We start from the raw sequence: 24,396 nt of genomic DNA on the forward strand, positions 1-24,396 counted from the left end.
GTTATCCATCGCCATGCCAAGCATCGCCAGCGGCTTTATTGTTGAACAAGGACAGCCCAAACAGACCGACTTTGACCTGGCAACCCCGGTTGCCGATGAGGTCGTGATCGCCATTAGCCATAGCGGTATTAACCGCGCGGACTTAATGCAGTTGGCGGGACATTACCCACCGCCAGCTGGTGCCTCGGAGATACTTGGCCTGGAGGCGAGCGGACGTGTGGTTGCGGTCGGGCCTGCGGTCAGTCGTCTGCAGGTTGGTGATGAGGTCTGCGCACTTTTGGCCGCCGGTGGTTATGCCAGTCATGTATTGGTAAGTGAACAGCAAGTTGCGAAACTACCGCAGGGCCTCAGCCTCGAGCAAGGCGCAGCGATTTGCGAAGCTTATGCGACAGCGTGGTTTAACCTTTATGAGATAGCTGCATTACAGGCGAATGAGCGGCTAGTTTTGCATGCGGGTGCCAGTAGTGTTGGTCTGGCAGCACTGCAGTTGGCGGTACAGTCGGGTAATCCGGTGTTTGTGACCGCCGGTAGTGACGAGAAGCTAAAGCTGTGCCAACAACTTGGTGCCAGTGGTGGCTGGAATCGTCACCAGGGCTCATTTGTTGATGCGGTTAAAGCCTGGGGCGGCGCGGATGTCATTATCGATCCAGTAGCCGGCGATTATCTGGCTGACGATCAGCAGGTACTGAATGTTGATGGTCGTATTGTGGTTCTCGGTCTCATGGGAGGTCGCAGCGCGCAATTGGATGCCGGGCGCTTATTGATGAAACGCCAGCGGATTCAGGGCAGCACGTTGCGTAATCAGTCGTTAACCGTTAAGGGACGAATTATGCGCGCGTTAGAGCAAAATGTATGGCCCTTGCTAAGCAGCGGCAAGTGTACAGCGCGAGTCGAGCAGGTGTATCCTATTGCTGACATGGCGCAAGCGCTGCAGCAACTAAAAGAAAACCGAACGATGGGGAAATTAGTTTTAGCCTGGTAAGAAAATGGTGGAGGGGGCAGGATTCGAACCTGCGAAGGCTGAGCCGTCAGATTTACAGTCTGATCCCTTTGGCCGCTCGGGAACCCCTCCACGAAGACGCCGCATCATAGCAGATTGAGGCAGGCTGTAAACCCCGCTATGATGAATGTCCGGAATTTATCGCCCGACTTGAACAGGCTGCTTATTTTGTCGACAACTACTGCTGAATTAATCAACACCTTCCTTGAGCGACTCTGGTTAAAGCAGGGCGTCAGTAAGAACACATCATCTGCTTATGGCACGGACCTGAAAAAGTTTTATCAGTTTTTACTCGATTTTCAGGGTGAAGACGCGGATTTGTTAAACGTCGAAACCGAGATCATCGAAAATTATATGTTGTGGCGACGCCAGCAGGGGTTGTCACCACGCAGCACCGCCCGCGCGCTGAGCGCATTGAAAAAGTTTTACAATTACGCGGTGACCGAGCGATTGGTTAACACTGACCCGACCACCCGGTTGCGCCAGCCGAAACAGCCGCAGGCGATTCCCCACAGTCTTGCCGAGAGTGAAGTCGAAGCCCTGCTGGAAGCGCCGGATTTAGATGATCCTGTGCAGTTGCGTGACCGCGCCATGCTGGAAGTCCTCTACGCCACTGGCTTACGGGTAACCGAACTGGTGCATTTGAGCTTTGTCCAGGTATCCATGCAGCAGGAGCTGGTACGGGTGGTCGGGAAAGGCAACAAAGAGCGCCTGGTACCGCTTGGTGAGACAGCGTTGGAGTGGTTACAGCGGTATCAACAGTACGGCCGGCCGGCGTTAAGCGCCAGTCCCAGTGAGTTTGTGTTTATCACCCGTCGCGGGGGACCACTGACCCGTCAGGCGTTCTGGCATCGGATTAAGTTGTACGCGCAACGGGCAGACATTCGCTCACACCTGTCTCCGCACACATTGCGGCATGCGTTTGCTACGCATTTACTCAATCACGGTGCCGATTTGCGGGTGCTACAGATGTTACTAGGTCATAGCGACTTATCCACCACACAAATCTATACCCACGTTGCGCGTGAACGTTTACAGCAACTTCATGCCAGTCACCATCCGCGCGCTTAAAAGTGCTGCAGCTGGGCGGAATTCACGATAAACTGACGGCATTATAATGAGCAGCTGAAAATTAGGAAATCCATGAAACAACTACTCGTAGTGGCCAGCGTAATTGGCTTACTGGCCTGCAGTCCACAGGGCGCAGCGCAAGATGATACAAGCTTCAACAGTCAACACCTTGAGCGTATGGGCTTCAAAATTGAAGCGGTAAACGACTCGACCATTGCTGGCGTTTATGAAGTCATTACCGATCAGGGTCTGGTTTATGTCACCGCTGATGGTGAAACCTTAATTGGCGGGCGCCTGTATGACATTACCGGCAGTGAGCCGGTCAATGTGAGTGAAGCGTCTATCCGTGAAATGCGTAAAACTGACATCGCTAAGGTCAGTGATGAAGCTATTGTTTATCCGGCAGCCGATGAAGACTACATGATCACTGTTTTTACTGATCCAACCTGTGGTTATTGCCGCCAGTTGCATAGTAATCTCGATACCTACCATGACCTTGGCATTTCTGTCCGTTACCTGGCCTGGCCACGCAGTGGTTTGCAGGGAAGTGCGTATCAGCAATTAAAAACCGTCTGGTGTTCAGACGATCAGCAAGCAGCGCTCGATGCTGCGAAAAATGACCAGCGTTTAACTGCCGCCAGCTGTGATGACCCAGTCGACGAACATTTTGCTTTAGGTAACAAATTCGGGGTGCGCGGTACGCCTGCGATCGTTTTACCTTCAGGCGAGATGTTACCGGGATTAGTGCCGGCTGAGCGGTTGCTCGGAATGCTGAAAAGCGGACAATAATGTTGTTTCACAGTGGTTGATTTAGCAGTGGAGATACAACGCCGGGCGGACGTTCCGCTCGGCGATTTGCCAGCGGGAATGCCCCTGATTTTGCGCCAGATTCTGGCCCGGCGTGGGGTATCCGATGCGACCCAGCTTGACTTGCGGGTGCAGCATTTACCGCATTTTCAGCAGCTGCGCGATTGCGAGAAAGCGGCTGCGCGGATTTTGGATGCGATTATTGCCGATCAGGTGATCTGTATTTGCGGCGATTTCGACGCCGATGGCGCCACCTCGACCGCGTTAATGGTGTCCGTATTACGAGCGATGGGCGCGACTAAGGTCAATTACTGTGTGCCGAATCGCTTTACCGATGGCTACGGACTCTCACCAAATTTAGTGCGTGCGGCGCAGCAACAAGGTGCAGAACTGTTGATCACCGTTGACAGCGGTATTTCCTGTCATGCCGGTGTTGCTGCAGCGAACGCGGCGGGGCTGGATGTCATCGTTACCGATCATCATCTGGCGGGCGCCGAATTACCTCCGGCTTTTGCCATTGTAAATCCTAACCAACCGGCGTGTAACTTTCCTAGCAAGTCTATTGCCGGGGTGGGGGTTGCGTTTTACCTGTTGCTGGCGGTGCGTGCCGCCGCGCGGCAACGGCAACATGCCGCGGCACAGGTTAACCTTGCCGACTGGCTTGATCTGGTCGCGTTAGGCACTGTGGCTGACGTGGTTAAGCTTGATGGTGTCAACCGGATTCTGGTGCAGCAAGGTTTGCAACGCATCCGTAGCGGGCATTGCCGGCCAGGCATTCAGGCGTTGCTCGCTGTTACTCAGCGTGATGCCGCCCGGTTGCAGGCGAGTGATCTGGGCTTTGCGCTGGCACCGAGAATCAATGCGGCGGGTCGGTTGGATGATATGGGCTTAGGCATCGAGTGTTTACTAAGTCCAAACTATGATCATGCAGAATCACTGGCGCAACACCTTAATGAGCTCAACGGTCAGCGACGTGAAATTGAGACCGAAATGCGCGAGAGTGCTGCAGCCTATGTCAGTCAGTTACAGCTCGATAGTAGTGAGCTGCCAGCGTTGTTGGTGTTACATCAGGAAAACTGGCATCAGGGCGTCATTGGTATTGTAGCGGGGCGGGTGAAAGAGCAGTTTCATCGACCGACCATTACCTTTGCCGAAGGCGATGATGGCTTGCTGAAGGGCTCAGCGCGCTCGATTCCGGGGTTGCACATGCGCGATTTGTTAGAACGCATTCACAGCCTTGAACCTGAACTTATCAGTCGTTTTGGCGGGCATGCCATGGCCGCGGGACTGTCTTTGCCGGAAGAAAACCTTGAGCGTTTCAAAGTCATGGCTGAACAAGTTGCCCAAGAATGGCTTAATGAACACGATCTAAAACGCCAAATCTGGAGCGACGGCGAACTCGACGGCTCCTGCTTCACTGTACCCTTTGTGGAGCAGTTGCAAGGTTTAGGACCATGGGGGCAGGGGTTTCCGGAACCGAGTTTTGATGCGGTTTTTGAGCTGGTGCAACAGCGTATTGTCGGACAAAATCACCTTAAACTGGTATTGCGCAGTGCTGACGGCGTGATGATTGATGCCATTGCTTTTAACGTGGATACACAGTTATGGCCAGATTTGGCTGTACGCCAGGTGAAAATCGTCTACAAATTACAGTTAAATCATTTCCGTGGCCGCACCAATGTGCAGCTGCTGGTGGAGCATTTAGAACCTTTACGGTAAAATGCCGCCCTTTGTATTCATCAATGGACGAGCCGGATTCACTATGTTTGAAACTAATGCGACCTATGTTGCCCTGAAAGAGATGCGTGAGCGCAGTGAAGCGCTTCGGGGGTATCTTTGACTACGCTCAAAAAGTTGAGCGTTTAGAAGAGGTTACCCGTGAACTTGAAGACCCGAAAGTATGGGAAGATCAAGAGCGGGCGCAATCCTTAGGTAAGGAGCGGGCAAGCCTGGAAGAGGTCGTGGAAACCTTAGACCAGCTCGCCCAGGGCCTGGAAGATGTTGAAGGGCTCGTCGATCTGGCCGTTGAGGCAGAAGACGAAACTACCTATAACGAAGCCGTGGCGGAACTTGAGCAACTGGAACAGCAGTTAGCTAAGTTAGAGTTTCGGCGGATGTTTTCCGGAGAACAGGATTCCTCCGACTGCTACCTTGATATTCAGTCGGGGTCAGGTGGCACAGAGGCACAAGATTGGGCGAATATGCTGCTGCGCATGTATTTGCGTTGGGCAGAGAGTCACGAGTTTAAAACTGAACTGACGGAATTGTCGGAGGGCGAAGTGGCCGGGATTAAATCCGCCACGGTGCGGGTTCAGGGTGACTATGCTTACGGTTGGTTACGTACCGAAACCGGTGTACATCGCTTGGTACGCAAGTCGCCGTTTGATTCTGGTAACCGTCGGCATACATCTTTTGCTTCGGTTTTTGTTTACCCGGAAATTGATGATTCAATTGAAATTGAAATCAACCCGGCAGATTTACGGGTCGATACTTATCGAGCTTCGGGCGCTGGTGGACAGCACGTCAACCGCACCGACTCAGCGATTCGTATTACCCATGAACCAACGGGCATTGTGGTGCAGTGCCAAAGTGATCGTTCGCAACATAAAAACCGTGATGCGGCGATGAAACAGTTGCGCGCAAAATTATTCGAACTCGAATTGCAAAAGCAATTGTCAGAGAAACAGGCATTGGAAGACAGTAAATCGGATATCGGCTGGGGTAGTCAAATCCGCTCTTATGTTCTGGACGACGCGCGAATTAAAGATTTACGCACGGGAATCGAGAATCGCAATACTCAGGCGGTGCTTGACGGTGCATTAGACCCATTTATTGAAGCGAGCTTAAAGTCCGGACTTTAAGCGTGGCTTTTGTGAGTACCTTTTCAGTAGCAGTAAAGAAACTATAGGATTTTTGACCATGACAGATAAAACGCAAGGCAATGAAGTTGTTGATGTTAACGAACAGATTGCGCAGCGAAAGGCGAAATTAAAAGCTTTGCGTGAACGCGGTGTGGCGTTTCCAAACGACTTTCGTCGCGAACACCTTGCCGCTGACCTGCATGCTGAATTTGATGACGTTGAAAAAGAAGAACTAGCATCTAAGGGCATTCGGGTTGCGGTTGCAGGTCGTATGATGACCCGCCGGATTATGGGCAAAGCGAGTTTTGCGACCATTAAAGACATGTCTGGTCAGATTCAACTTTACGTTGCCCGTGATAATCTGCCGGAAGGATTCTATAACCAGGAATTTAAAAAATGGGATTTGGGTGACATTATAGGCGCCACTGGTACCTTATTTATTACCGGTACTGGTGAACTGAGTGTTCAGGTGGATGACATCCGCCTGTTGACCAAAGCGCTACGGCCACTACCGGATAAATTCCATGGTCTGGCAGATCAGGAAACCCGTTACCGTCAACGCTATCTTGACCTTATTGCCAATGATGACTCTCGTCGTACCTTTATCGTACGCTCGAAAGTTGTTGATTACATTCGTCGCTTTCTGGCTGAACAGCAATTTCTGGAAGTTGAAACACCGATGATGCAGACCATTCCTGGTGGCGCTGCGGCACGTCCTTTTATGACGCACCATAACGCTCTGGATATGGAATTGTACCTACGAATTGCCCCTGAGTTGTACTTGAAGCGTCTGGTGGTTGGTGGTTTCGAGAAGGTGTTCGAGATCAATCGTAACTTCCGTAATGAAGGTCTTTCCACTCGACATAACCCAGAATTCACCATGCTTGAATTTTACTGGGCCTACGCGGATTTCAATGACTTAATGGATTTAACCGAGTCGATGCTTCGTGGCATGACTAAGGAAATTCTTGGTTCTAACCAGTTTACCAGTGAAGGTGTGGAATACGATTTTAGTCAGCCGTTCGCACGGATGACAGTGAACGAGGCGATTTTACAACATCTGCCAAGTGCGTCTGCCGAGCAACTTGCGACCCTTGAACAAGCGTCATCCCTGGCGGAGAGTCTTGGTATTCATGTGAAGAAGAATTGGGGCCTGGGCAAGGTGCAAATCGAGATTTTCGAGACGGTTGCTGAGCATAAGCTTATCCAGCCAACCTTTATTACGGCTTATCCGGCAGAAGTTTCGCCGTTAGCACGCCGTAATGATAATGACCCACACATCACCGATCGTTTTGAGTTCTTTGTTGGCGGCCGTGAGTTAGCGAATGGCTTTTCTGAGTTGAACGATGCCGAAGATCAGGCGGCGCGTTTCCAGCATCAGGTGGAGCAAAAAGAGGCTGGTGACGATGAAGCGATGTTCTTCGATGAAGATTACATCACGGCACTTGAACATGGTTTACCGCCTACGGCCGGTGAAGGCATCGGCATTGACCGGCTGGTGATGTTGTTGACCGACTCGCCATCGATCCGTGATGTGCTGTTATTCCCGCACATGCGTCCCCGTAAAGCTACTTCTGCTTAGGCGCAAGTAAAAAGCGGTAGCCGATGCCCGGCAGTGTTTCGATGATGCCTGGGTCCCGGCTACTGTCGTTTAATTTGCGCCGGAGCTGGCTGATGAAAATACGTAAATAGTGAGTATCCTGGCGATGCTGGACACCCCAGACTGAGGTCAGGATATCTTTCTGAAGCAGTAGCTTTTGGTAATTACTGGCTAGCAACCAAAGTAACTCAAACTCCTTCGGCGACAACTTTACAACCGCATCGTTGTGGACGACAGTATGTTGTGGGTAGTCGATGGTAAGCCCATCAAACGCAAGTCGTTGTTGTGGCGCTGGTGTGTCATACTTCGCTAAATCTCTAATCAGCACTTTCAGGCGTGCGACCAGCTCGCGAATACCGAAAGGCTTGGTTAAATAATCATTTGCCCCGGCGTCGAACGCTCTTATCTTCTCTTCTTCATCATCGCGTGCGCTCAGAACTAAAATAGGTAAGCTTTCCTGCCGGCGCAATTCCACTATTAATTCCTGACCGTCCTGATCAGGTAATCCAAGATCCAGAATAACGATGTCGCAGTCGATCTCTGAGAATAGCTCTCGACCTAACTGGGCGTTTCCAGCTTCAACGACCGAAAATCCTTCGGCTTGCAGGGAGATCCGGATAAACGCACGAATTCGTGCTTCATCCTCGATGAGTAATACCACGGGTTTGGTCTGCGTCATGAGTCGTTTGCCCCTGCAGTTAGAGCTTCAGTAGCTATGTCACGAAAGATAATGCTGACACTTAGTTCGCGTTGGTGCTCGTCCAGCTCGGCAGTAATTTCACCTTCATGGGCGGCAATGATACCGTAGGCGACCGCAATACCAAGTCCCAGTCCGCCATCACCCCGATCGCGTATGCGATGACTGATAAATGGCTGCCCCCAGGACTCAAGTTGTTTGGCGTCGAAATCCTCGCGAACTGAGTTAACGATAGTGAGTTGTAGCTGATTTGTCAGGGCGTTGTAGTGGCTGCGAACCTGAACCTGCGTTTCTGTCGCGCGGTAGCGAAAAGCATTATCAAGAATATTGTATATGGCTTGCTCCAGTAGTGCTGGCTGGGCGTTAACACAAACGCCATTCGCCTCAATTTCCAGCAGTGCCGGCGATTCTTCCGGGTCAAACCGATCAATGACGGCTTGCATCAATTGTGTGATAGCTATGGGTTGTTTGTTCACCTGGACGGATTTGTATTCCAGACGCGTGGCTTGCAGTAAATTCTCGAGATAATGTTGTAACCGATCAGCTTCACGGATGGCGTTACTTATCAGCTCGTTTTGTTCGGTACGGGTTAGCCGGGGGCTGTAATCAAGCAGTGTGGTCAGGTTACCGACAACACTTGCTAACGGCGTGCGTAAATCGTGAGACAAGGAGAGCAAAAGTTGCGATTTTAACTCAGCGGCCCGCAGCTCAGAGCGCGCAAAACGATCGCGAAGAACCCAATAGCTGCTGATCATAGCTGTCCCAATGAACACCCCGAGCGTCGCGATCTCGTCCAGCTCGGCCATGTGTAAGGTGCCCCGCGGGGTGGTGAACATCACGTTAAAGGTAAGTGCACCAATAAACGCAGCAAAGACAGCGCCCCGGAACGAAGTAAGCACCGCTGAACCTATAACGCCGAGCAGCAGCAGCAACGCGGTGCCCGAACTTGGCAGTAACCAACGCTCAAGAATAAAGGCCAGCACACCGGTCAATGCCATCACTGCGAGAACCAGGATAAATTCCATCACCAGCTGATGTCGGGACCAGACAAAACGCGATTTCATAACTTACTCCAAAAGCTAGCCACGCCAGAAAGTAGGCAATAGTAGGGCGATTAGTGTGAAGTATTCAAGCCGGCCTAACAACATGGCTAAATTTAAAAGCCAGATCCCGGTATCGCTAACCACGATGAAATTGCTGCCGACTTCACCAAAGCCAGGACCCAGCACATTGATACAGGCTGAGACAGCGGTAAAAGAGCTCCAGAAGTCGAGTCCCGTCGCCATCAATAAGACAGTAAAAACCAGAGTGGTCGCGGCGGCAATGGTCATAAAAGCCAGGACGGCACTGACGATGGTATGGGAAACCGTTTGCTGATGGTAGCGAATGGTTTTTACTGCATGGGGATGAACCAGCAAAAACAATTGCTGCCGCACGACTTTGAATGTAATGATGTCGCGGATGACTTTGTTGCCGCCGGCGGTTGAGCCTGCGCAGCCGCCAAGGTAACTCATAAAAACCAGAAACAGCGGTGTTGCACTTGGCCAGAGCGATAAATCTGTCGCTCCATAACCGGTACTGGTCATGAAAGAAACAATATGGAAGCTGGCCTGAGTTAGTGCGGTAAAGTTATCTGAATAGCTGGAGCTTACGATGAGATAACCTGTCATGAGCAGACAGGCAACGACAATAATGCTGACAAATACCCGGGTTTCTTCATCGCGCCAGTAACCGAGCCATTCCCGCTTACTGTGAACCCGATAGTGCAAGGCAAAACTAATCGCACCTAAACACATAAATACGTTTGCAACCCAAAGTAACAATGGACTTTCAAAATAGCCCATACTGGCATCATGCGTTGAAAAACCACCGGTTGAGACAGTGGTAAAACTATGGGCAACGGCATCGTACGCAGACATGCCGGCAAGCCAGTAGGCAAAAGCGCACAGACAGGTGAGCGTCACGTATACAAGCCACAAATAGCGCGTTGCTGATTTAACTCGCGGAGCTACCTTATCATTTTTCATCGGCCCGGGAGTTTCGGCCATAAGCAGCCGCATACCACCGACGTTGAGCATGGGCAAAATGGCAACCACGAAAATAACGACGCCCAGTCCGCCGGTCCACTGTAAAAACTGCCGGTACATCAGAAAACTGGGGGGCATAGCGTCCAGCCCGACAAGAATTGTCGCCCCCGTCGTGGTCAGGCCACTGATGGACTCAAACACAGAATCGGTGAAGCCCACATTGGTAATGAAATAGATGGGTATTGCGCCGGCAAAACCAGCAATAATCCAGGTAAGTACCGCGAAGACCAGACCATCCTGATTCGACAGGGACTGGTAATTAATTTTGGGCGTCCGAAGCAGGACAATGGCGCTTAGAACGGCGAGGGCTGCGCTGCTCGCGAAAAATACAGTGGCGACACCGTCGGCAAAGACAACGACGGACAGGCTGGCAAAAACCGCCTGGATCGCACTGAACCACAACAATGGGAAAGCTAATAAGCGGGTAACTGTATTAAAGCGAACCATGCTTGTTGTGCGTTGGGAAAGGTTCCAGCTAGCATAATTACTCGCTGCGTAAAGATACTAGCTGGCAATAGCCGATTGCCGTAAAAATTATATAAAGGTTTTTAAGGCTTGCAGAAAATCCTCGAGCAATTCGTGTTTGTCCTCGATGCCGCACGACATACGTAGTAAATCGTCAGGGCAGGGGGTACCAGTGCCTTCAATACTGGCTCGATGCTCAATGAGACTCTCGACCCCGCCAAGTGACGTTGCCCGCTTCCATAACCGGGTATGAGCAGCCACGTGGATCGCAGCCGCAGCACCATCGCGTAACCGTACCGACAGCATACCGCCAAAACCACCGTGCATTTGTTGCCTGGCAATGGCATGGCCAGCGAAGGATGGCAAGCCAGGATAAAGAACTTCTGCAACAGCCTCATGCTGTTCCAGTTGCTCCGCGATAAACTGCGCGGTGCTGCAGGACTCGCGCACACGCAAGTGCATGGTGCGCATGCCTCGTAGCAGCTGCGCTGCATCGTGTGGGCTTGGCACCGCTCCGCCCTGTGAGCGTACCAGGCGGATACGTTGCCAATAGGCGTCATCGCGGGCGGTGATCAGTGCGCCGGCAATCACATCTGAGTGGCCGTTAAGGTATTTAGTCGCCGAGTGCATGACAATATCCGCGCCCAGAACCAGTGGTTGGCTTAATAACGGCGTTGCACATGTCGAATCGACCGCAACCTTGGCGCCCGCGGCATGTGCGTGTTCGGCAATGGCGGCGATATCACTGACGCACCAGAGCGGATTCCCAGGCGTCTCTAACCATACCAACTTTGTACGTTGGGGTTGCAGGTGCCGGGCCAAGGTATCCACATCGGTCATATCGATAAACTCAATCTGCAAGCCCCAGTCGGTGGCAAAGTTCAGCAGCCAGTTGCGCAGGGACCAGTACATCACTTTTGGTGCAAGCACATGGTCGCCGGGACGTAAGCCTTGGAAGACGGCAGTGGCAGCAGCCATTCCCGAGCCGAAAAGCAACGCTTCGTGCCCCTGTTCGAGCTGGCATAGCAATGCTTCCACCGGTTGATAGGTTGGATTATCCGCACGCGAATAGACACGGCCGTTGGGATAACTGTTGTCAGTACCGCGCAGGTAGGTGGTGGCTACGTGAATGGGCGGTACGACAGCCTGGGTTTCCTGATCAATTTTGCCCAAAGACTGAGCCAAAGCGGTTGCAGCAGAGTACGGGTAGGTTTTCCCAGACATAAGGTTTCTCGTGAGCGGTTACAAAGGTTTGAGACGCTTAGATTATAGAAATGATGAGCGGTTGAAAAGGACTAGCAAGGAATAAAAAAACGCAGCCTGATAGGCTGCGCTTTTCAATGGTGCTTGGTGCATAACGGACATCGTGTATTAACGACTATCCGCTGATGCGATTAAGCGTGATCGTGATCGCCGTCAGTGTGAACATGACCGTGCTCAAGCTCGCTTGGGTCAGCATCACGTACTTCAACAACTTCAACGTCAAAGGTAAGCTCAGTTCCCGCTAATGGATGGTTACCATCGACAGTGACTTGCTCGTCGTTAACTTCGACAATAACTACTGACTGTTCACCATGATCAGTGCTGGCACGGAACTGCATGCCTGGTTCGACTGGGTTGTCGCCGAACAAGTTACGGGGAACTGTCTGGATCAAGCCGTCGTGACGCTCGCCGTACGCGTTTTCAGGCGCGATAGTGGTGTTAAATTTGTCGCCTTCGCTTTTACCTGCAAGTGCGTCTTCGAGACCTTTAATCAACATGCCGCGACCAAAGATAAACTGTAACGGTTGACCTTCTTTAGATTGGTCTAACGTTTGTCCTTCGGCAGTTTTCACGGTGTAGTGAATGCCGACAACTTTGTCTTGGCTAATGGTTTGAGTCATGATTCATCCAATTTATAGGGCAGTGGGTAAATTTCCAGAAGACTCGCGTCATCATCTTTAATGCGTAGTGGTGTGGTGCTTTCGATATCACTCGGAAGTACCGCTAACACATCAAGATGTTGGTCAGCACGGCTCACTGCATTTATTACCGTGCCTGCACGTCGCCAGTTTTCACCAAGCTGTTGTTCAACAATTGCACCTGTTGTAACTGGCTTGCCGTGTCCACTTAGGCGAAATAGTGCACGCTTTTGCTTGCCCAAATATTTCATTCGGGCCACCGTCTCCTGGCCGATATAACACCCCTTACTAAAACTTATGCCGTTCAGTGCCTGAACATTCAGCATTTGGGGTACGAATTCTTGTATTGTACCTGAAAACAGGGTCGGCCGGCCACGTTCGATTTCCAACGCATGCCAATAGCGTAGATCCGAGTTGGTCGGCAGAGGCTCGCCCTGATTCAGGCAAAGGTACTGATCCGGTTGAGTGCCCAGACTTAGTACAACAGCCTGGTCGCTGCGACTGACGCTGTTGCTGTCGGCTTCGTTAAGTGGCGTCCCCAGTGACTCTGCCAGCCGGGCAGGTGCCGCTGTGCCAAACACACCCAGCAATTGAAAGTCGGCGGTGGCATCGCGGATCTCAACCTTATTAAAGACACCATACTTCTGCAGTTGGTTTAATGTTGCTTCTAAGCCCGGCTGAGACGTAACTATGAGTACGCCATCGCCATAACGCAGAATCCAAAATACACTCAGGGTTTTACCCTTATTGTCGCAATGGGCACCGTATAACCAATCCTGTTCAGATAGCTGAGCAAGGTCACAGGTGAACTGTCCTTGCAAAAATCTTTCAGTATCGGGGCCCGAAACCTGAAGAATCCCATGATCATCAAGTGAAACCGTTACGTATTCGGGCGGAGCTTTGGTAAACTCTGTCGTTAACACAATCAACCTCGTTGTTTCGCGTCTATGTCAGATAGGTGGGGACAGATTTTTATTTAACAAGGGGCACAACAGGATCCTATGCAAAAGTTACAACAAAATGCAGACAGCTTACGTAATAAGAACCGTATGCGATGGGCGTGTCGCCGTGGCATGTTGGAACTCGATGTACTTTTCATGCCATTTGTCGAGGAGGCTTATGATGATTTGGATGAGGCCCAGCAAGCGGCTTTCCGGCGCTTATTAACCTGTGATGATCCTGATCTTTTTGCCTGGTTTATGGGGCATCAGGCCTGCGAAGATGAAGAACTTAAAGGCATGGTTGATTTTATTCTGAGTCGGGTGAAAGTCTGAGATGTGGCTCTGTTGCCAGAGCCCCTGGCGCTGGTGCCGTCTGGCACCGTCAGTGTGGGCGGTGGATACAGAGCAACGACAACTCTGGCGACTGGATACTTTTGCGCTTTGGCAAATGACCCAACCCGGTGCAATTTTTATAACACCCTGGTTCATTATCGTGCGATTTGATCGGGTGCAATGTGGTGAGCTACAGAGCGCACCACGGTGGTGGATGTGTTGCGCATTCTGGACCGACGGCCTCGCATTTGCGCGTTGCCGACGACTATTTCTGGCCTGGCGTGAGCACTGACGGATGGGCCAGTGTTAGCGTTTCCGGATAATCCAGATTGTAATGCAGGCCGCGGCTTTCTTTACGTTGCATGGCTGAGCGGACAATGAGTTCCGCTACCTGTACCAGATTGCGCAGTTCCAGCAGGTTATTACTCACCCTGAAATGACTATAGTACTCATGGATTTCCTGCTGCAACAATTCGATTCGCCGTAAAGCTCGCTCCAAACGTTTATTGGTGCGCACAATACCTACGTAATCCCACATAAATAAACGCAGTTCATGCCAGTTATGCTGAATGATTACCTCTTCATCAGAATTGGTGACCTTGCTTTCATCCCAGCCGGGTAAGTCTAAATGCAGTTGGGCGCCGGCTAATTGTATACAGATATCTTCAGCGGCGGCCTGAGCGAACACCACACATTCCAGCAATGAGTTACTGGCCATTCGGTTTGCGCCGTGCAAACCCGTGCAGGCAACCTCACCAATCGCATATAAATGCGGGATGTCGGTTTGCGCGTGTAAATCTGTCATCACGCCGCCACAGGTGTAATGCGCCGCTGGCACGACAGGCATGGCTTCGCGGGTAATATCAATGCCTAAACTTAGACATTTTTCGTAGATGGTGGGAAAGTGATCGCGAATGAATTCTGCAGGTTTATGCGAGATATCAAGGTACATACAGTCTGCACCCAGTCGCTTCATTTCATAATCGATGGCGCGGGCCACAACATCCCGTGGCGCAAGTTCCGCAGCGTCATGAAAGTCTGGCATAAAACGACTTCCATCCGGACGCTTTAACACCGCACCTTCACCGCGCAGGGCTTCGGTGAGCAGGAATGAATGTGCATTAGGATGGAACAAACAGGTTGGGTGGAACTGATTGAACTCCATGTTACCTACGCGGCAACCGGCTCGCCACGCCATGGCAATACCATCACCACTGGCAACATCCGGATTCGAGGTGTACTGATAGACTTTGCTGGCGCCACCGGTGGCCAGAGCTACAAATTTAGCGGCAACGGTTTCGACACGTTCCGCGGCCCGGTTCCAGATATAGGCTCCGTATACCTGTTGTTGTTTATTGGTTTGCCGGCTGGTAATCAGATCAACCGCATTGTAGCGCTCCAGAATACGAATGTTGGAATGCGCTTTAACTTTACCAACGAGCGTGGTTTGTACGGCCTTACCGGTAGCATCAGCGGCGTGTAAAATCCGGCGGTGGCTGTGGCCACCTTCCTGGTTCAGGTGAAATTTAGACGCGCTGTCGGCGGCGTCGACACGATCAAAACCAACGCCGAGGTCAATCAGCCACTGTAAACTTTTTCGTGCGTTTGACGTCGTATAAGCAACCGCCTCAGGGTCGCAGAGACCCGCACCAGCGACCAACGTATCCTGAATGTGGCTTTCAATGCTATCATCTTCATCGAAGACCGCGGCGATACCGCCCTGCGCGTAATAGGTCGATCCTTCAGTGAGCGGGCCTTTGGAAAGCACCAGAACCTGAGCGTGATCAGCAAGGTGCAGAGCCAGTGTGAGACCAGCAGCGCCACTGCCGATAATAAGTACGTCGCATTGATAATCGATGACTTGTTTCATAAAGTAGGGGAATAGCCCGGCGCAAAGCGCTGTTTTACCGATGGAATAACAGCGATTTTACTCTTTTAGAATTATTTTGCGAACTTTTTACCAAAGCTCCGGTCTGAATTTGCAACATGCATTTCATAAGAGCTTGGGCCTGGTTCGCAGTACACGATATGGGTTGAGGAGAACAGGCTCAGATGAGCGAACAAGATACTGATAAAGCCCTCGTACTGCGAGTACAGCAGGGTGACCAACAGGCTTTTGACCTGTTGGTTAAAAAATATCAGCACAAAGTAATGAGCCTGATTTCGCGTTACGTAAAGCAGGCAGCAGATGTTCCGGACGTGGCTCAGGAAGCTTTTATAAAAGCTTACCGGGCGATTGGGAACTTTCGGGGCGAGAGTGCGTTCTACACATGGTTGTACCGCATTGCCGTGAATACTGCGAAAAATTATCTGGTGTCTCAGGGGCGTAAGCCACCGGCTTCAGATGTTGATGCAGAGGATGCAGATTACTACGAAGGTGCAGGTGCACTGCGTGATTCTGCATCACCGGAAAGTTTGTTGTTGACGGATGAGATCCGCGATGTGGTGATGCGCACAATAGAAGCATTACCGGAAGACCTCCGCCGGGCAATTACCTTACGTGAAATAGAAGGGCTAGGGTACGAAGAAATTGCAATCGAGATGGATTGTCCAATTGGAACAGTGCGGTCACGCATTTTCCGGGCTCGAGAAGCAATCGACGCGCAATTAAAACCCTTATTAGAGCGCTAAAAAGTTAAAGGAAACCTTATGACAGACCGTAGCTATGAACAAGTATCAGCACTGCTCGATAACGCGATCGACGATACGCGGGAGCAGGAGCAGCAATTGGATACTTTGTTAAGCGATTCCGAAGCGCAAGAAGCTTGGGGACGTTATGCGTTAATTGGTCGTGTAATGAAAGGCGATGCGACAACTGAGCAACCACTGGATATTAGTGCTGCCGTTGCCGCACGAGTGAGTAACGAAGCACAACCGGGCAAAGTTGTTCAGGGTCGGTTTGGTAAACAAAGCATACAACGCTGGTTGCGACCTACTGGCAGTATCGCAATCGCCGCAAGTGTTGCTCTGGTTGCTGTACTTTCTGTGCAACAAACGGCACCTGTGGTGCCAGAAGAGACAGTGCAGCCTGCTTTTGCCACAGCACCTATTGGTGGTCGTAACCCAGTAAGTTACAATACTGTGCTGCAATCGAATGAACCAACGCAAGCTGAGCTTGCGCAGCAAAGCCGTTTGCTGCAATCCTATATGTTGGATCATCAACAGCAACTTCAGCTTTCATTGCAGGCGCAGCAGTTAAATGAGAATCTTGAAACAAATTCTGAATCGGACAAAAAACCAGTGGAAAATGACCAGTAACTGGTGGCGTGGCAGCCTTGCCGGGCTGCTACTGGTGAGTTTTACCGCCCCTGTCATTGCGCAAACTCCTGTCGCAGAAGCCCCTTCGTCGTCCGCCGAGTATTGGTTTAACCAAATGTCGAGTGCGCTTCGTGAACTCAATTTCGAAGCGACTTTAGTGAAAAGTAGCGGTGCCCGTCTCGAACCTATGACCTGGCTTCATGGCGTGTATGAGGACGGCCTCGAAGTCGAACTGGTGGTGCGTCTGAATGGCGCCGATGTGCGTAGCGTACGAATCGGCGACGATACCTCTTATTATTCACAGCCAAGCGACAGCTCTTACACCCTGCACAGTGATGTGACCTACGGCTTATTGCCCGCAGCCTTCTATCAGCCTTTCGAAAATCTGCAGCCTCATTACCAGGTTCTGGTTGACCGGGGCATGCGTGTTACAGGGCGTTCGACCTATTTTCTGAGGATTTTAAGTCGCGACAATGACCGTTACCACTATGGATTATGGGTCGACCGGAAGAGTGGTATGCTGTTAAAAATGCAGATGACCACGCCGCAAGGTGAGGTACTCGAACAGATCCAACTCACCACGTTTGTCGAGCGTGAATCGATGCCGATCAGCCTCAGTGACTTACGTGGTGTACCCCGTCCGCCGCGACTGCATGAAATACGCAATATGGAACCGCCGCAGTTTAGCCTCGAACCGCAATGGCTGCCTGCTGGGTTTAAACTATTGCGGGCCAGCCACCGACGGATCGCAGAGACACGACTACCGAGTGACTACTTCCTTTATACTGATGGGCTTACTGAAGTCTCGATTTACGTTAGCCAGAGTCAGCAACAGGCATTGCCTGAACTGGCGTTGAAAGGACCTGAGTCACTGTTTAATCTCAATCAGGGAGAGTTTGCCATCACTGTTGTCGGTAAACTTCCAGTCAGCACCTTGCAGCGAATTGCTGAAAGCATGCAGCCAGCTACCTAGTTAAACGGCCAAGCTAATGATTAGAGAAGTCGCCATCATAAAAACCGTCGAGCAGGATACCTTGCTGGTAACTACTGAGCTTAAATCTGGCTGTTCAGGCTGCGCCCAGCAGTCAAATTGCGGCGCAGGTATTATTTCCAAGGCATTTTCCGATCGCCGGGCAGAATTCAGAGTGGCAAAACCGGCGGGTATGAATTTTACCGCGGGCGAACAAATTGAATTGCTGCTACCCGAACAAATGTTAACCCGAGCCTCGTTGCTAATTTATGGTGTCCCCCTGATGGCACTGTTAATAACGGCTATAGTAGCGCAACTGCTGTTTGGTATCAGCGAGGGTAGGGCCATCCTACTCTCCCTGGCAGGCTTTGCTGCCTCGTTTTGGGGGCTGAAACGCTGGTTCCAAATGCGTGATGTTAAAGTTAGTCAATTGCTCCAGGTGCAACAATTGCACTGAAATCTCCCGAAAATCCTTTGTTATGAGCCGTATTATCAGTATGATCACCGGTTATTCACGTATTTCATTTAGTAGTTGCGGGGGCATGAATGCCAGAACGGGCGTTTAAGCAAGAAAACATTCGAAATTTTTCGATTATTGCGCATATTGACCACGGTAAATCGACTTTATCTGACCGACTTATTCAGGATTGCGGCGGCCTATCCGATCGTGAAATGGCTGAACAGGTCCTCGACTCCATGGATCTTGAGCGTGAACGTGGCATTACCATCAAGGCGCAGAGTGTCACCTTGCATTACACCGCCGAAGACGGTGAAAGCTATCAACTGAATTTTATCGATACCCCGGGGCACGTTGACTTCTCTTACGAGGTCTCGCGTAGCTTAGCTGGTTGTGAAGGTGCATTGCTCGTGGTTGATGCTGCTCAGGGTGTGGAAGCGCAAACTCTGGCGAACTGCTATACCGCGATCGAAATGGATCTGGAAGTGGTGCCGGTTCTGAACAAAATCGACTTGCCGCAAGCAGATCCGATGCGGGTGGCTGAAGAAATTGAAGACATTGTCGGGATTGAAGCGATCGATGCAGTACAGTGCTCGGCAAAAACCGGTGTCGGTATAACCGAAGTACTGGAACGTATTGTGCGTCAAATTCCGCCGCCGCAAGGTGATCCCGACGCGCCTTTACAAGCACTGATTATTGACTCATGGTTTGATAACTATCAGGGCGTGGTGTCGTTAGTACGTGTGAAAAACGGTACCCTGCGCGCTGGCGATAAAATGAAAGTAATGTCGACCGGGCAAAGTCATCAAATCGATAAAGTTGGCTTTTTCTCGCCGAAACCAACGGAAACCGGCATTTTACGCTGTGGTGAAGTTGGCTTTGTGATTGCCGGTATCAAAGACATTCTGGGTGCGCCCGTGGGCGATACCCTGACCTTGGCAAAAACTCCGGCCGAGCGTGCGTTACCAGGTTTTAAAAAAGTGAAACCGCAGGTGTATGCCGGCATGTTCCCCATCTCGTCCGACGATTACGAGAATTTCCGTGATGCCCTTGGCAAGCTGTCATTGAACGATGCCTCGTTATTTTATGAACCTGAAAACTCGTCGGCACTTGGCTTTGGTTTTCGTTGTGGCTTCCTTGGCATGCTGCACATGGAAATTATTCAGGAGCGGCTGGAACGTGAATACGATATTGATCTGATCACTACAGCACCGACTGTTGTTTACAAGGTAGTGAAAACCGACGGTACAGAACTTAGCGTCGATAACCCGACGAACTTACCACCGGTCAACGATATTGAAGCGATTTACGAACCTATTGTCGAAGCCAATATTCTGGTACCACAGGATTACCTTGGTAATGTGATTACCTTGTGTGTCGATAAGCGCGGCGTGCAGACGAAAATGGCTTACCACGGTAAACAGGTGGCGGTGACCTATGAATTGCCAATGGCAGAAGTGGTCATGGACTTTTTCGACCGCCTGAAATCAACTTCACGTGGCTACGCATCCCTGGATTACCAGTTCAAACGCTTCCAGGAAGCCGATATGGTTCGTGTCGATGTGTTGATTAACGGTGATCGTGTGGATGCTCTTGCCATGATTACTCACCGTGATCACTCGCAGGGCCGTGGGCGGTTACTGGTTGAGAAAATGCGCGAACTGATACCGCGGCAAATGTTTGATATCGCAATTCAGGCGACCATTGGCAATCACGTCATTGCGCGCTCGACAGTGAAACAGCTACGTAAAAACGTGACCGCAAAATGTTATGGCGGTGATGTGAGTCGCAAGAAGAAACTGTTACAGAAGCAGAAAGAAGGTAAAAAGCGGATGAAACAGTTAGGGAATGTCGAGGTTCCGCAAGAGGCATTCCTCGCGGTGCTTAAAGTAGGGAAATAACCACAAGGTCAAGCATGGCAAACTTTTATTCGGTACTGCTTACGGTCGTGACAATTGTCGCGGGACTCATTTGGTTGTTTGACGCTAAGGTTTTAAAGCCGAAACGTCAACAGCGTATATCAGCTGAGGAACAGCGTTTACAGCAAAGCCTTGACAGCGAAGCACAACAACGTATTGCACCGCAAAGCAACGTTGCAGAGTTTGCCCAGTCGGTGTTCCCGATTTTGTTTGTGATACTGATTTTGCGTTCTTTCTTCTATGAACCTTTTCGGATCCCGTCAGCTTCGATGATGCCTACCTTGCTTGAGGGCGATTTCATTCTGGTGGAAAAATTCAGCTACGGTTTACGTGATCCCATCTGGCGTCATGAACTGATCGAAACAGGTAAACCGGAACGTGGTGATATTGCGGTCTTCAAATATCCACCAGAACCGACATTAGATTTTATTAAAAGAGTGGTTGGGTTACCCGGGGATCGCGTCATTTATCGCAATAAAACACTTTATATTGAGCCAGCATGTGAGGACAGTCAGACAGAGTGTCCGCCACTGAAAGTGATCGCGCGGAATCTGGTGCGGGCCGATGCTTTCTACTTTAATGGTGCTACGCCGCTGCAACGCTTTGATGAACAGCTTGGTTCAACGGAACACGCGACGTTGATCGACCCTACAGTGGGTGGCCGTGAGCGTTTCTATTTTCAACAACAGGGCACCGCACGTGATGAGTGGATAGTGCCTGAAGCCAGTTACTTTGTTATGGGCGATAATCGTGATAATTCAGAAGACAGCCGCTACTGGGGGTTCGTACCCGAAGAGAACCTCGTGGGTGAGGCGGTTTTCATCTGGATGAGTTTCGAAATGGAACGGCCTGAATCCAGCTGGCTACCAACATGGATACCCAGTGGTATACGTTGGGAAAGGTTAGGCGGGGTAGATTAACAGTGAGCTTACCAAAGCCACCATTGAGTGAATTAGAACAAGCCTTTGGCTATACATTTATTAACCGGGAGCGCTTCGAACAAGCGTTAACTCACCGGAGTGCCAACGCACAGCATAATGAACGACTGGAGTTCCTCGGGGATTCGGTACTGGGTATTATCATCAGCGAAGCTCTGTATGAGCGTTTCCCCAATATCGATGAAGGCGACCTCAGCCGTATGCGTGCGACCCTGGTCTGTGGTCGTTCCCTTGCCAAACTGGCACAGAAATTTCAGCTCGGTCGCCATTTATGGTTAGGGCCAGGTGAGATGAAAAGTGGTGGTCATCGCCGCGAGTCTATTCTTGCCGACGCAGTTGAAGCCTTGTTAGGGGCAATGTACCTGGAAAGCGATTTAGAAAATTGTCGCAACGTGGTGCTGAACTGGTACCAAGCGCAACTGAATCATATTAAACCGGGCGCTGGACATAAAGACCCAAAAACCCGTTTGCAGGAATACTTGCAAGGACGTCAATTACCCTTGCCCTTATACGAAGTTGTGACTATTCAAGGGCAGGCGCATAATCAACGCTTTACAGTAAGTTGCAAAACGGAGCTGCTCGCCGAACCAGTATTAGGTAGCGGCACCAGTCGCCGTAAAGCCGAACAACAAGCTGCCGAACAAACTTTAGAAGTATTGCAAGCGCAGGAGCAAACGAAAAAATGACCAATGAAAACGACTTAACAGAATCTGCATCCGCGTTTGTGGCTATCGTTGGCCGTCCTAATGTAGGTAAATCCACACTATTAAACCGCATTCTCGGGCAGAAAATCAGTATTACTTCGAGCAAACCGCAAACGACTCGCCATCGTATTCTGGGTATTGAAACTGAAGGCGAACGGCAAATTGTTTATGTCGATACACCGGGTCTTCACAAAGACGAGAAGAAAGCCATCAACCGCTTAATGAACCGTGCTGCCACCAGTTCAATTAGTGGTGTTGAAGTGGTTCTGTTTGTGGTCGAAGCCGAGCGCTGGACGCAGGAAGATGACATGGTGTTGGCCAAGTTAATAAAGAGCCGACAGCCGATCATTCTGGTGGTTAATAAAGTCGATCAGATTAAAGACAAAGCTGCGTTATTACCGCTGCTACAAAAGTTTGCCGAACGTCACGACTTTGCCGAAATCATTCCTTTATCGGCAAAAACGGGTGACAAAGTCGAAGGGCTCCGCCAACTGGTTCACAGCTATGCTAAACCCGGTGTGCACCACTATCCTGAAGACTATGTTACGGATCGTTCCATGCGGTTTATGGCGGCGGAAATTATCCGTGAAAAGCTGATGCGTTTTACCGGTGATGAATTACCTTACAGCACCACAGTCGAAATCGAACGCTTTCAAACAGCCCCTACTGGAACCACCCATATAAATGCACTCATTCTGGTGGAACGCGATGGCCAGAAACGTATGGTTATCGGCGCTGGTGGCAGTAAGCTGAAAACCGTCGGTACTGAAGCGCGCCGTGATATTGAAAAGCTGATCGGTGGCAAGGTTCATTTAGAACTCTGGGTTAAAGTAAAATCCGGCTGGGCCGATGACGAGCGCGCGTTACGCAGTTTAGGCTACAACGAGGATTAGCGGGGGTGGAACCAGCTTTTGTTCTGCATCGCTGGCCCTACCAGGACTCGAGTCTCATTGTCGAGCTGCTAAGCCGTGATCAGGGGCGCTTCCGGGTCGTTGCCAAGGGCGCACGCCGGCCGAAAAGCCAGTGGCGCGCCATCCTGCAACCCTTCACACCGTTACTCATTAAATCGCGCGGGCGGCATGAACTACAGACGCTTACCCATGCCGAAGCGCTTGGCGATAGCGTGCCGTTGCACGGTGTGGCGCTATACAGCGGATTTTACCTGAATGAACTGGTACAACGTTTAACCTCCAACTATCAGCCGCTTGATGGCCTGTTTAGTGATTACCAGAATGCCATTGCACAACTTGGTCAGGCGACTCAGGTTGAGCCCGTGCTAAGGGAATTTGAATGGCGTCTGTTATGTCAGCTGGGCCATGGTTTTGATTGGTTTACCGATGATCAGGGCGAGGCGATAACACCCTCTGGCTATTATCGCTTTGCCGCAGAGCAGGGGTTTTGCCGGGTTAGCGAAGCGCGACCAGGTGACCTGCCTGGCACTCAGATACAGCAACTGGCAACATTTGAGCTAACAAATCCTGGCCTGCTAAACTCAATGAAGCTCATCATGCGCCAGGCACTGCTGCCGTACCTCGGTGAGCAACCGTTAAAAAGTCGTCAGCTGTTCGCTCAGTTGTCACAACTTTCACAAAAGTCTAAACAATAAGGAACGAACGATGCATCATGTTGCTCTCGGTAATCCCATTCTGCTTGGTGTGAATATTGATCATGTTGCTACGGTTCGCAATGCGCGTGGTGTGGCCTATCCCGATCCAGTCGCCGCGGCAGCCATTGCCGAACAGGCCGGGGCGGACGGCATCACCATACATCTGCGCGAAGATCGTCGCCATATTACAGATCGTGATGTCGATTTGCTCGCCGAAACACTGCAAACCCGGATGAATCTGGAGATGGCTGTTACCGAGGAGATGCTCGGCATCGCTTGTCGGGTAAAACCCGCCTATTGCTGTCTGGTACCAGAAAAGCGAGAAGAACTGACGACGGAAGGCGGTCTGGATGTTGCCCGGCAACAGGATAAAATCAAAGATGCTGTTTCGCGGCTAGCGGAACATGGCATCGAAACATCATTATTTATTGATGCTGACAGAAAACAAATTGATGCAGCGGTAGCAACCGGTGCCAAAATTATCGAATTACATACGGGACACTACGCAGAACAATCGGACCTAGCGCAACAACATCACAGTCTGGTGATGCTCCATGATGCGGCTAAACACGCGCAAGCCGCTGGCTTGCAGGTCAATGCCGGACATGGCTTACATTACTCCAACACTGCAGCCGTAGCAGCGCTGCCAGAACTGGTTGAACTCAATATCGGCCACGCAATTATTGCTCGTGCGGTGTTGGTGGGCCTCGACCAGGCGGTCCGTGATATGAAAAATCTTATGCTTCATGCGCGGGCTAACTCGCGTGCCGTAAAAGGCTGA

Annotated in this window: 25 protein-coding genes and 1 tRNA gene; 18 read left to right on the forward strand and 8 right to left on the reverse strand. The window is 50.9% G+C overall.

The genetic code is table 11. From position 1 onward, the window contains the following. Positions 1-13 precede the first annotated feature (13 nt). Positions 14-982 (forward strand): NAD(P)H-quinone oxidoreductase, encoded by a 969-nt coding sequence (locus CWI69_RS02655; RefSeq protein ID WP_126761634.1) that lies wholly within the window; start codon positions 14-16, stop codon positions 980-982. 5 nt (positions 983-987) lie between these two features. Here the strand turns inward: CWI69_RS02655 and CWI69_RS02660 are convergent. Beyond that, a tRNA-Tyr gene (locus CWI69_RS02660) sits at positions 988-1,072 on the reverse strand. 51 nt (positions 1,073-1,123) lie between these two features. Between CWI69_RS02660 and xerD the strand changes: the two genes are divergently transcribed. The 5 genes from xerD (at position 1,124) to lysS (ending at position 7,321) form a co-directional block, all read left to right on the forward strand. Beyond that, complete coding sequence (gene xerD / locus CWI69_RS02665; protein ID WP_126762805.1) at positions 1,124-2,071, forward strand: site-specific tyrosine recombinase XerD; 948 nt, start codon at positions 1,124-1,126, stop codon at positions 2,069-2,071. Positions 2,072-2,143: 72 nt separating this feature from the next. Then, a complete protein-coding gene (dsbC, locus tag CWI69_RS02670) occupies positions 2,144-2,860 on the forward strand; it encodes a bifunctional protein-disulfide isomerase/oxidoreductase DsbC (RefSeq protein WP_126761636.1) in 717 nt (238 codons plus the stop codon). Between the two features lie 78 nt (positions 2,861-2,938). Continuing rightward, positions 2,939-4,597: a single-stranded-DNA-specific exonuclease RecJ gene (gene recJ, locus CWI69_RS02675; protein ID WP_126762807.1), complete on the forward strand. Its 1,659-nt coding sequence runs from the start codon at positions 2,939-2,941 to the stop codon at positions 4,595-4,597. A gap of 43 nt (positions 4,598-4,640) precedes the next feature. Continuing rightward, positions 4,641-5,739 (forward strand): peptide chain release factor 2 gene (gene prfB / locus CWI69_RS02680; RefSeq protein WP_126761638.1). Its coding sequence is split into 2 segments (ribosomal slippage): positions 4,641-4,715 and positions 4,717-5,739, totalling 1,098 coding nucleotides; the frame shifts between segments, so codons are not numbered across the junction. Positions 5,740-5,797: 58 nt separating this feature from the next. Then, complete coding sequence (gene lysS, locus CWI69_RS02685; protein WP_126761640.1) at positions 5,798-7,321, forward strand: lysine--tRNA ligase; 1,524 nt, start codon at positions 5,798-5,800, stop codon at positions 7,319-7,321. Here lysS and CWI69_RS02690 read toward each other — a convergent pair. From CWI69_RS02690 to ygfZ, 6 genes are all read right to left on the reverse strand, one after another. Beyond that, entirely contained in the window at positions 7,308-8,018 is a 711-nt protein-coding gene (locus CWI69_RS02690) for a response regulator (RefSeq protein WP_126761642.1), read from the reverse strand. The two genes, lysS and CWI69_RS02690, sit on opposite strands and share 14 nt — an antisense overlap. After that, entirely contained in the window at positions 8,015-9,100 is a 1,086-nt protein-coding gene (locus CWI69_RS02695; protein ID WP_126761643.1) for a sensor histidine kinase, read from the reverse strand. Before CWI69_RS02695 ends, CWI69_RS02690 begins: the two co-directional genes overlap by 4 nt. A 15-nt stretch (positions 9,101-9,115) precedes the next feature. Then, positions 9,116-10,570: a TrkH family potassium uptake protein gene (locus CWI69_RS02700; protein WP_126761645.1), complete on the reverse strand. Its 1,455-nt coding sequence runs from the start codon at positions 10,568-10,570 to the stop codon at positions 9,116-9,118. 87 nt (positions 10,571-10,657) lie between these two features. After that, complete coding sequence (locus tag CWI69_RS02705) at positions 10,658-11,812, reverse strand: trans-sulfuration enzyme family protein (RefSeq protein ID WP_126761647.1); 1,155 nt, start codon at positions 11,810-11,812, stop codon at positions 10,658-10,660. A gap of 170 nt (positions 11,813-11,982) precedes the next feature. Then, positions 11,983-12,471, reverse strand: coding sequence for an FKBP-type peptidyl-prolyl cis-trans isomerase (locus tag CWI69_RS02710; RefSeq protein ID WP_126761649.1), 489 nt, complete (start codon positions 12,469-12,471; stop codon positions 11,983-11,985). After that, the gene (gene ygfZ / locus CWI69_RS02715) at positions 12,468-13,412 is read right to left on the reverse strand and encodes a tRNA-modifying protein YgfZ (RefSeq protein WP_241971017.1); all 945 of its coding nucleotides are present in this window, start codon (positions 13,410-13,412) and stop codon (positions 12,468-12,470) included. The genes CWI69_RS02710 and ygfZ overlap by 4 nt, the downstream gene beginning before the upstream one ends. A gap of 78 nt (positions 13,413-13,490) precedes the next feature. Between ygfZ and CWI69_RS02720 the strand changes: the two genes are divergently transcribed. Further along, positions 13,491-13,763, forward strand: coding sequence for an FAD assembly factor SdhE (locus CWI69_RS02720; protein ID WP_126761653.1), 273 nt, complete (start codon positions 13,491-13,493; stop codon positions 13,761-13,763). 1 nt (position 13,764) lies between these two features. Continuing rightward, on the forward strand, positions 13,765-14,055 hold the full coding sequence (locus CWI69_RS02725) for a hypothetical protein (protein ID WP_126761655.1): 291 nt from the start codon (positions 13,765-13,767) through the stop codon (positions 14,053-14,055). On the opposite strand, the gene nadB is transcribed toward CWI69_RS02725, so the two are convergent. Next, positions 14,029-15,633 carry an L-aspartate oxidase gene (gene nadB / locus CWI69_RS02730; RefSeq protein WP_126761657.1) on the reverse strand — a complete coding sequence of 535 codons (1,605 nt, stop codon included), beginning with the start codon at positions 15,631-15,633 and terminating at the stop codon, positions 14,029-14,031. The two genes, CWI69_RS02725 and nadB, sit on opposite strands and share 27 nt — an antisense overlap. Before the next feature lie 182 nt (positions 15,634-15,815). On the opposite strand from nadB, the gene rpoE reads away from it, so the two are divergent. The 10 genes from rpoE (at position 15,816) to pdxJ (ending at position 24,396) form a co-directional block, all read left to right on the forward strand. Next, the gene (gene rpoE / locus CWI69_RS02735) at positions 15,816-16,394 is read left to right on the forward strand and encodes an RNA polymerase sigma factor RpoE (RefSeq protein ID WP_126761659.1); all 579 of its coding nucleotides are present in this window, start codon (positions 15,816-15,818) and stop codon (positions 16,392-16,394) included. A gap of 18 nt (positions 16,395-16,412) precedes the next feature. After that, positions 16,413-17,021, forward strand: coding sequence for a sigma-E factor negative regulatory protein (locus tag CWI69_RS02740; protein WP_126761661.1), 609 nt, complete (start codon positions 16,413-16,415; stop codon positions 17,019-17,021). Next, on the forward strand, positions 17,011-17,994 hold the full coding sequence (locus CWI69_RS02745) for a MucB/RseB C-terminal domain-containing protein (RefSeq protein ID WP_198678869.1): 984 nt from the start codon (positions 17,011-17,013) through the stop codon (positions 17,992-17,994). The genes CWI69_RS02740 and CWI69_RS02745 overlap by 11 nt, the downstream gene beginning before the upstream one ends. 16 nt (positions 17,995-18,010) lie before the next feature. Then, complete coding sequence (locus tag CWI69_RS02750) at positions 18,011-18,448, forward strand: SoxR reducing system RseC family protein (protein ID WP_241971018.1); 438 nt, start codon at positions 18,011-18,013, stop codon at positions 18,446-18,448. 89 nt (positions 18,449-18,537) lie between these two features. Continuing rightward, positions 18,538-20,349 (forward strand): translation elongation factor 4, encoded by a 1,812-nt coding sequence (gene lepA / locus CWI69_RS02755; RefSeq protein WP_126761665.1) that lies wholly within the window; start codon positions 18,538-18,540, stop codon positions 20,347-20,349. A gap of 14 nt (positions 20,350-20,363) precedes the next feature. Continuing rightward, on the forward strand, positions 20,364-21,287 hold the full coding sequence (gene lepB / locus CWI69_RS02760; RefSeq protein ID WP_126761667.1) for a signal peptidase I: 924 nt from the start codon (positions 20,364-20,366) through the stop codon (positions 21,285-21,287). A 2-nt stretch (positions 21,288-21,289) separates the two neighbouring features. Continuing rightward, complete coding sequence (rnc, locus tag CWI69_RS02765; protein ID WP_198678870.1) at positions 21,290-21,991, forward strand: ribonuclease III; 702 nt, start codon at positions 21,290-21,292, stop codon at positions 21,989-21,991. Further along, on the forward strand, positions 21,988-22,902 hold the full coding sequence (era, locus tag CWI69_RS02770) for a GTPase Era (RefSeq protein WP_126761671.1): 915 nt from the start codon (positions 21,988-21,990) through the stop codon (positions 22,900-22,902). The genes rnc and era overlap by 4 nt, the downstream gene beginning before the upstream one ends. 5 nt (positions 22,903-22,907) lie before the next feature. Further along, entirely contained in the window at positions 22,908-23,615 is a 708-nt protein-coding gene (gene recO, locus CWI69_RS02775; protein ID WP_126761673.1) for a DNA repair protein RecO, read from the forward strand. Positions 23,616-23,625: 10 nt separating this feature from the next. Next, positions 23,626-24,396 (forward strand): pyridoxine 5'-phosphate synthase, encoded by a 771-nt coding sequence (gene pdxJ / locus CWI69_RS02780; protein WP_126761675.1) that lies wholly within the window; start codon positions 23,626-23,628, stop codon positions 24,394-24,396.

The organism is Pseudidiomarina halophila, assembly GCF_003987215.1.
Lineage (GTDB): Bacteria > Pseudomonadota > Gammaproteobacteria > Enterobacterales > Alteromonadaceae > Pseudidiomarina > Pseudidiomarina halophila.

What these genes read in the sequence shown, in the direction of transcription:
- pdxJ (WP_126761675.1), top strand. Translation starts at nt 23,626, where the DNA reads ATGCATCATGTTGCTCTCGGTAATCCCATTCTGCTTGGTGTGAATATT.
- recJ (WP_126762807.1), top strand. Translation starts at nt 2,939, where the DNA reads ATGCCCCTGATTTTGCGCCAGATTCTGGCCCGGCGTGGGGTATCCGAT.
- CWI69_RS02720 (WP_126761653.1), top strand. Translation starts at nt 13,491, where the DNA reads ATGCAAAAGTTACAACAAAATGCAGACAGCTTACGTAATAAGAACCGT.
- CWI69_RS02690 (WP_126761642.1), bottom strand. Translation starts at nt 8,018, where the DNA reads ATGACGCAGACCAAACCCGTGGTATTACTCATCGAGGATGAAGCACGA.
- dsbC (WP_126761636.1), top strand. Translation starts at nt 2,144, where the DNA reads ATGAAACAACTACTCGTAGTGGCCAGCGTAATTGGCTTACTGGCCTGC.
- lysS (WP_126761640.1), top strand. Translation starts at nt 5,798, where the DNA reads ATGACAGATAAAACGCAAGGCAATGAAGTTGTTGATGTTAACGAACAG.
- CWI69_RS02700 (WP_126761645.1), bottom strand. Translation starts at nt 10,570, where the DNA reads ATGGTTCGCTTTAATACAGTTACCCGCTTATTAGCTTTCCCATTGTTG.
- CWI69_RS02695 (WP_126761643.1), bottom strand. Translation starts at nt 9,100, where the DNA reads ATGAAATCGCGTTTTGTCTGGTCCCGACATCAGCTGGTGATGGAATTT.
- CWI69_RS02750 (WP_241971018.1), top strand. Translation starts at nt 18,011, where the DNA reads ATGATTAGAGAAGTCGCCATCATAAAAACCGTCGAGCAGGATACCTTG.
- lepA (WP_126761665.1), top strand. Translation starts at nt 18,538, where the DNA reads ATGCCAGAACGGGCGTTTAAGCAAGAAAACATTCGAAATTTTTCGATT.
- CWI69_RS02740 (WP_126761661.1), top strand. Translation starts at nt 16,413, where the DNA reads ATGACAGACCGTAGCTATGAACAAGTATCAGCACTGCTCGATAACGCG.
- rpoE (WP_126761659.1), top strand. Translation starts at nt 15,816, where the DNA reads ATGAGCGAACAAGATACTGATAAAGCCCTCGTACTGCGAGTACAGCAG.
- xerD (WP_126762805.1), top strand. Translation starts at nt 1,124, where the DNA reads ATGAATGTCCGGAATTTATCGCCCGACTTGAACAGGCTGCTTATTTTG.
- CWI69_RS02725 (WP_126761655.1), top strand. Translation starts at nt 13,765, where the DNA reads ATGTGGCTCTGTTGCCAGAGCCCCTGGCGCTGGTGCCGTCTGGCACCG.
- CWI69_RS02745 (WP_198678869.1), top strand. Translation starts at nt 17,011, where the DNA reads ATGACCAGTAACTGGTGGCGTGGCAGCCTTGCCGGGCTGCTACTGGTG.
- CWI69_RS02710 (WP_126761649.1), bottom strand. Translation starts at nt 12,471, where the DNA reads ATGACTCAAACCATTAGCCAAGACAAAGTTGTCGGCATTCACTACACC.
- lepB (WP_126761667.1), top strand. Translation starts at nt 20,364, where the DNA reads ATGGCAAACTTTTATTCGGTACTGCTTACGGTCGTGACAATTGTCGCG.
- CWI69_RS02705 (WP_126761647.1), bottom strand. Translation starts at nt 11,812, where the DNA reads ATGTCTGGGAAAACCTACCCGTACTCTGCTGCAACCGCTTTGGCTCAG.
- CWI69_RS02655 (WP_126761634.1), top strand. Translation starts at nt 14, where the DNA reads ATGCCAAGCATCGCCAGCGGCTTTATTGTTGAACAAGGACAGCCCAAA.
- era (WP_126761671.1), top strand. Translation starts at nt 21,988, where the DNA reads ATGACCAATGAAAACGACTTAACAGAATCTGCATCCGCGTTTGTGGCT.
- nadB (WP_126761657.1), bottom strand. Translation starts at nt 15,633, where the DNA reads ATGAAACAAGTCATCGATTATCAATGCGACGTACTTATTATCGGCAGT.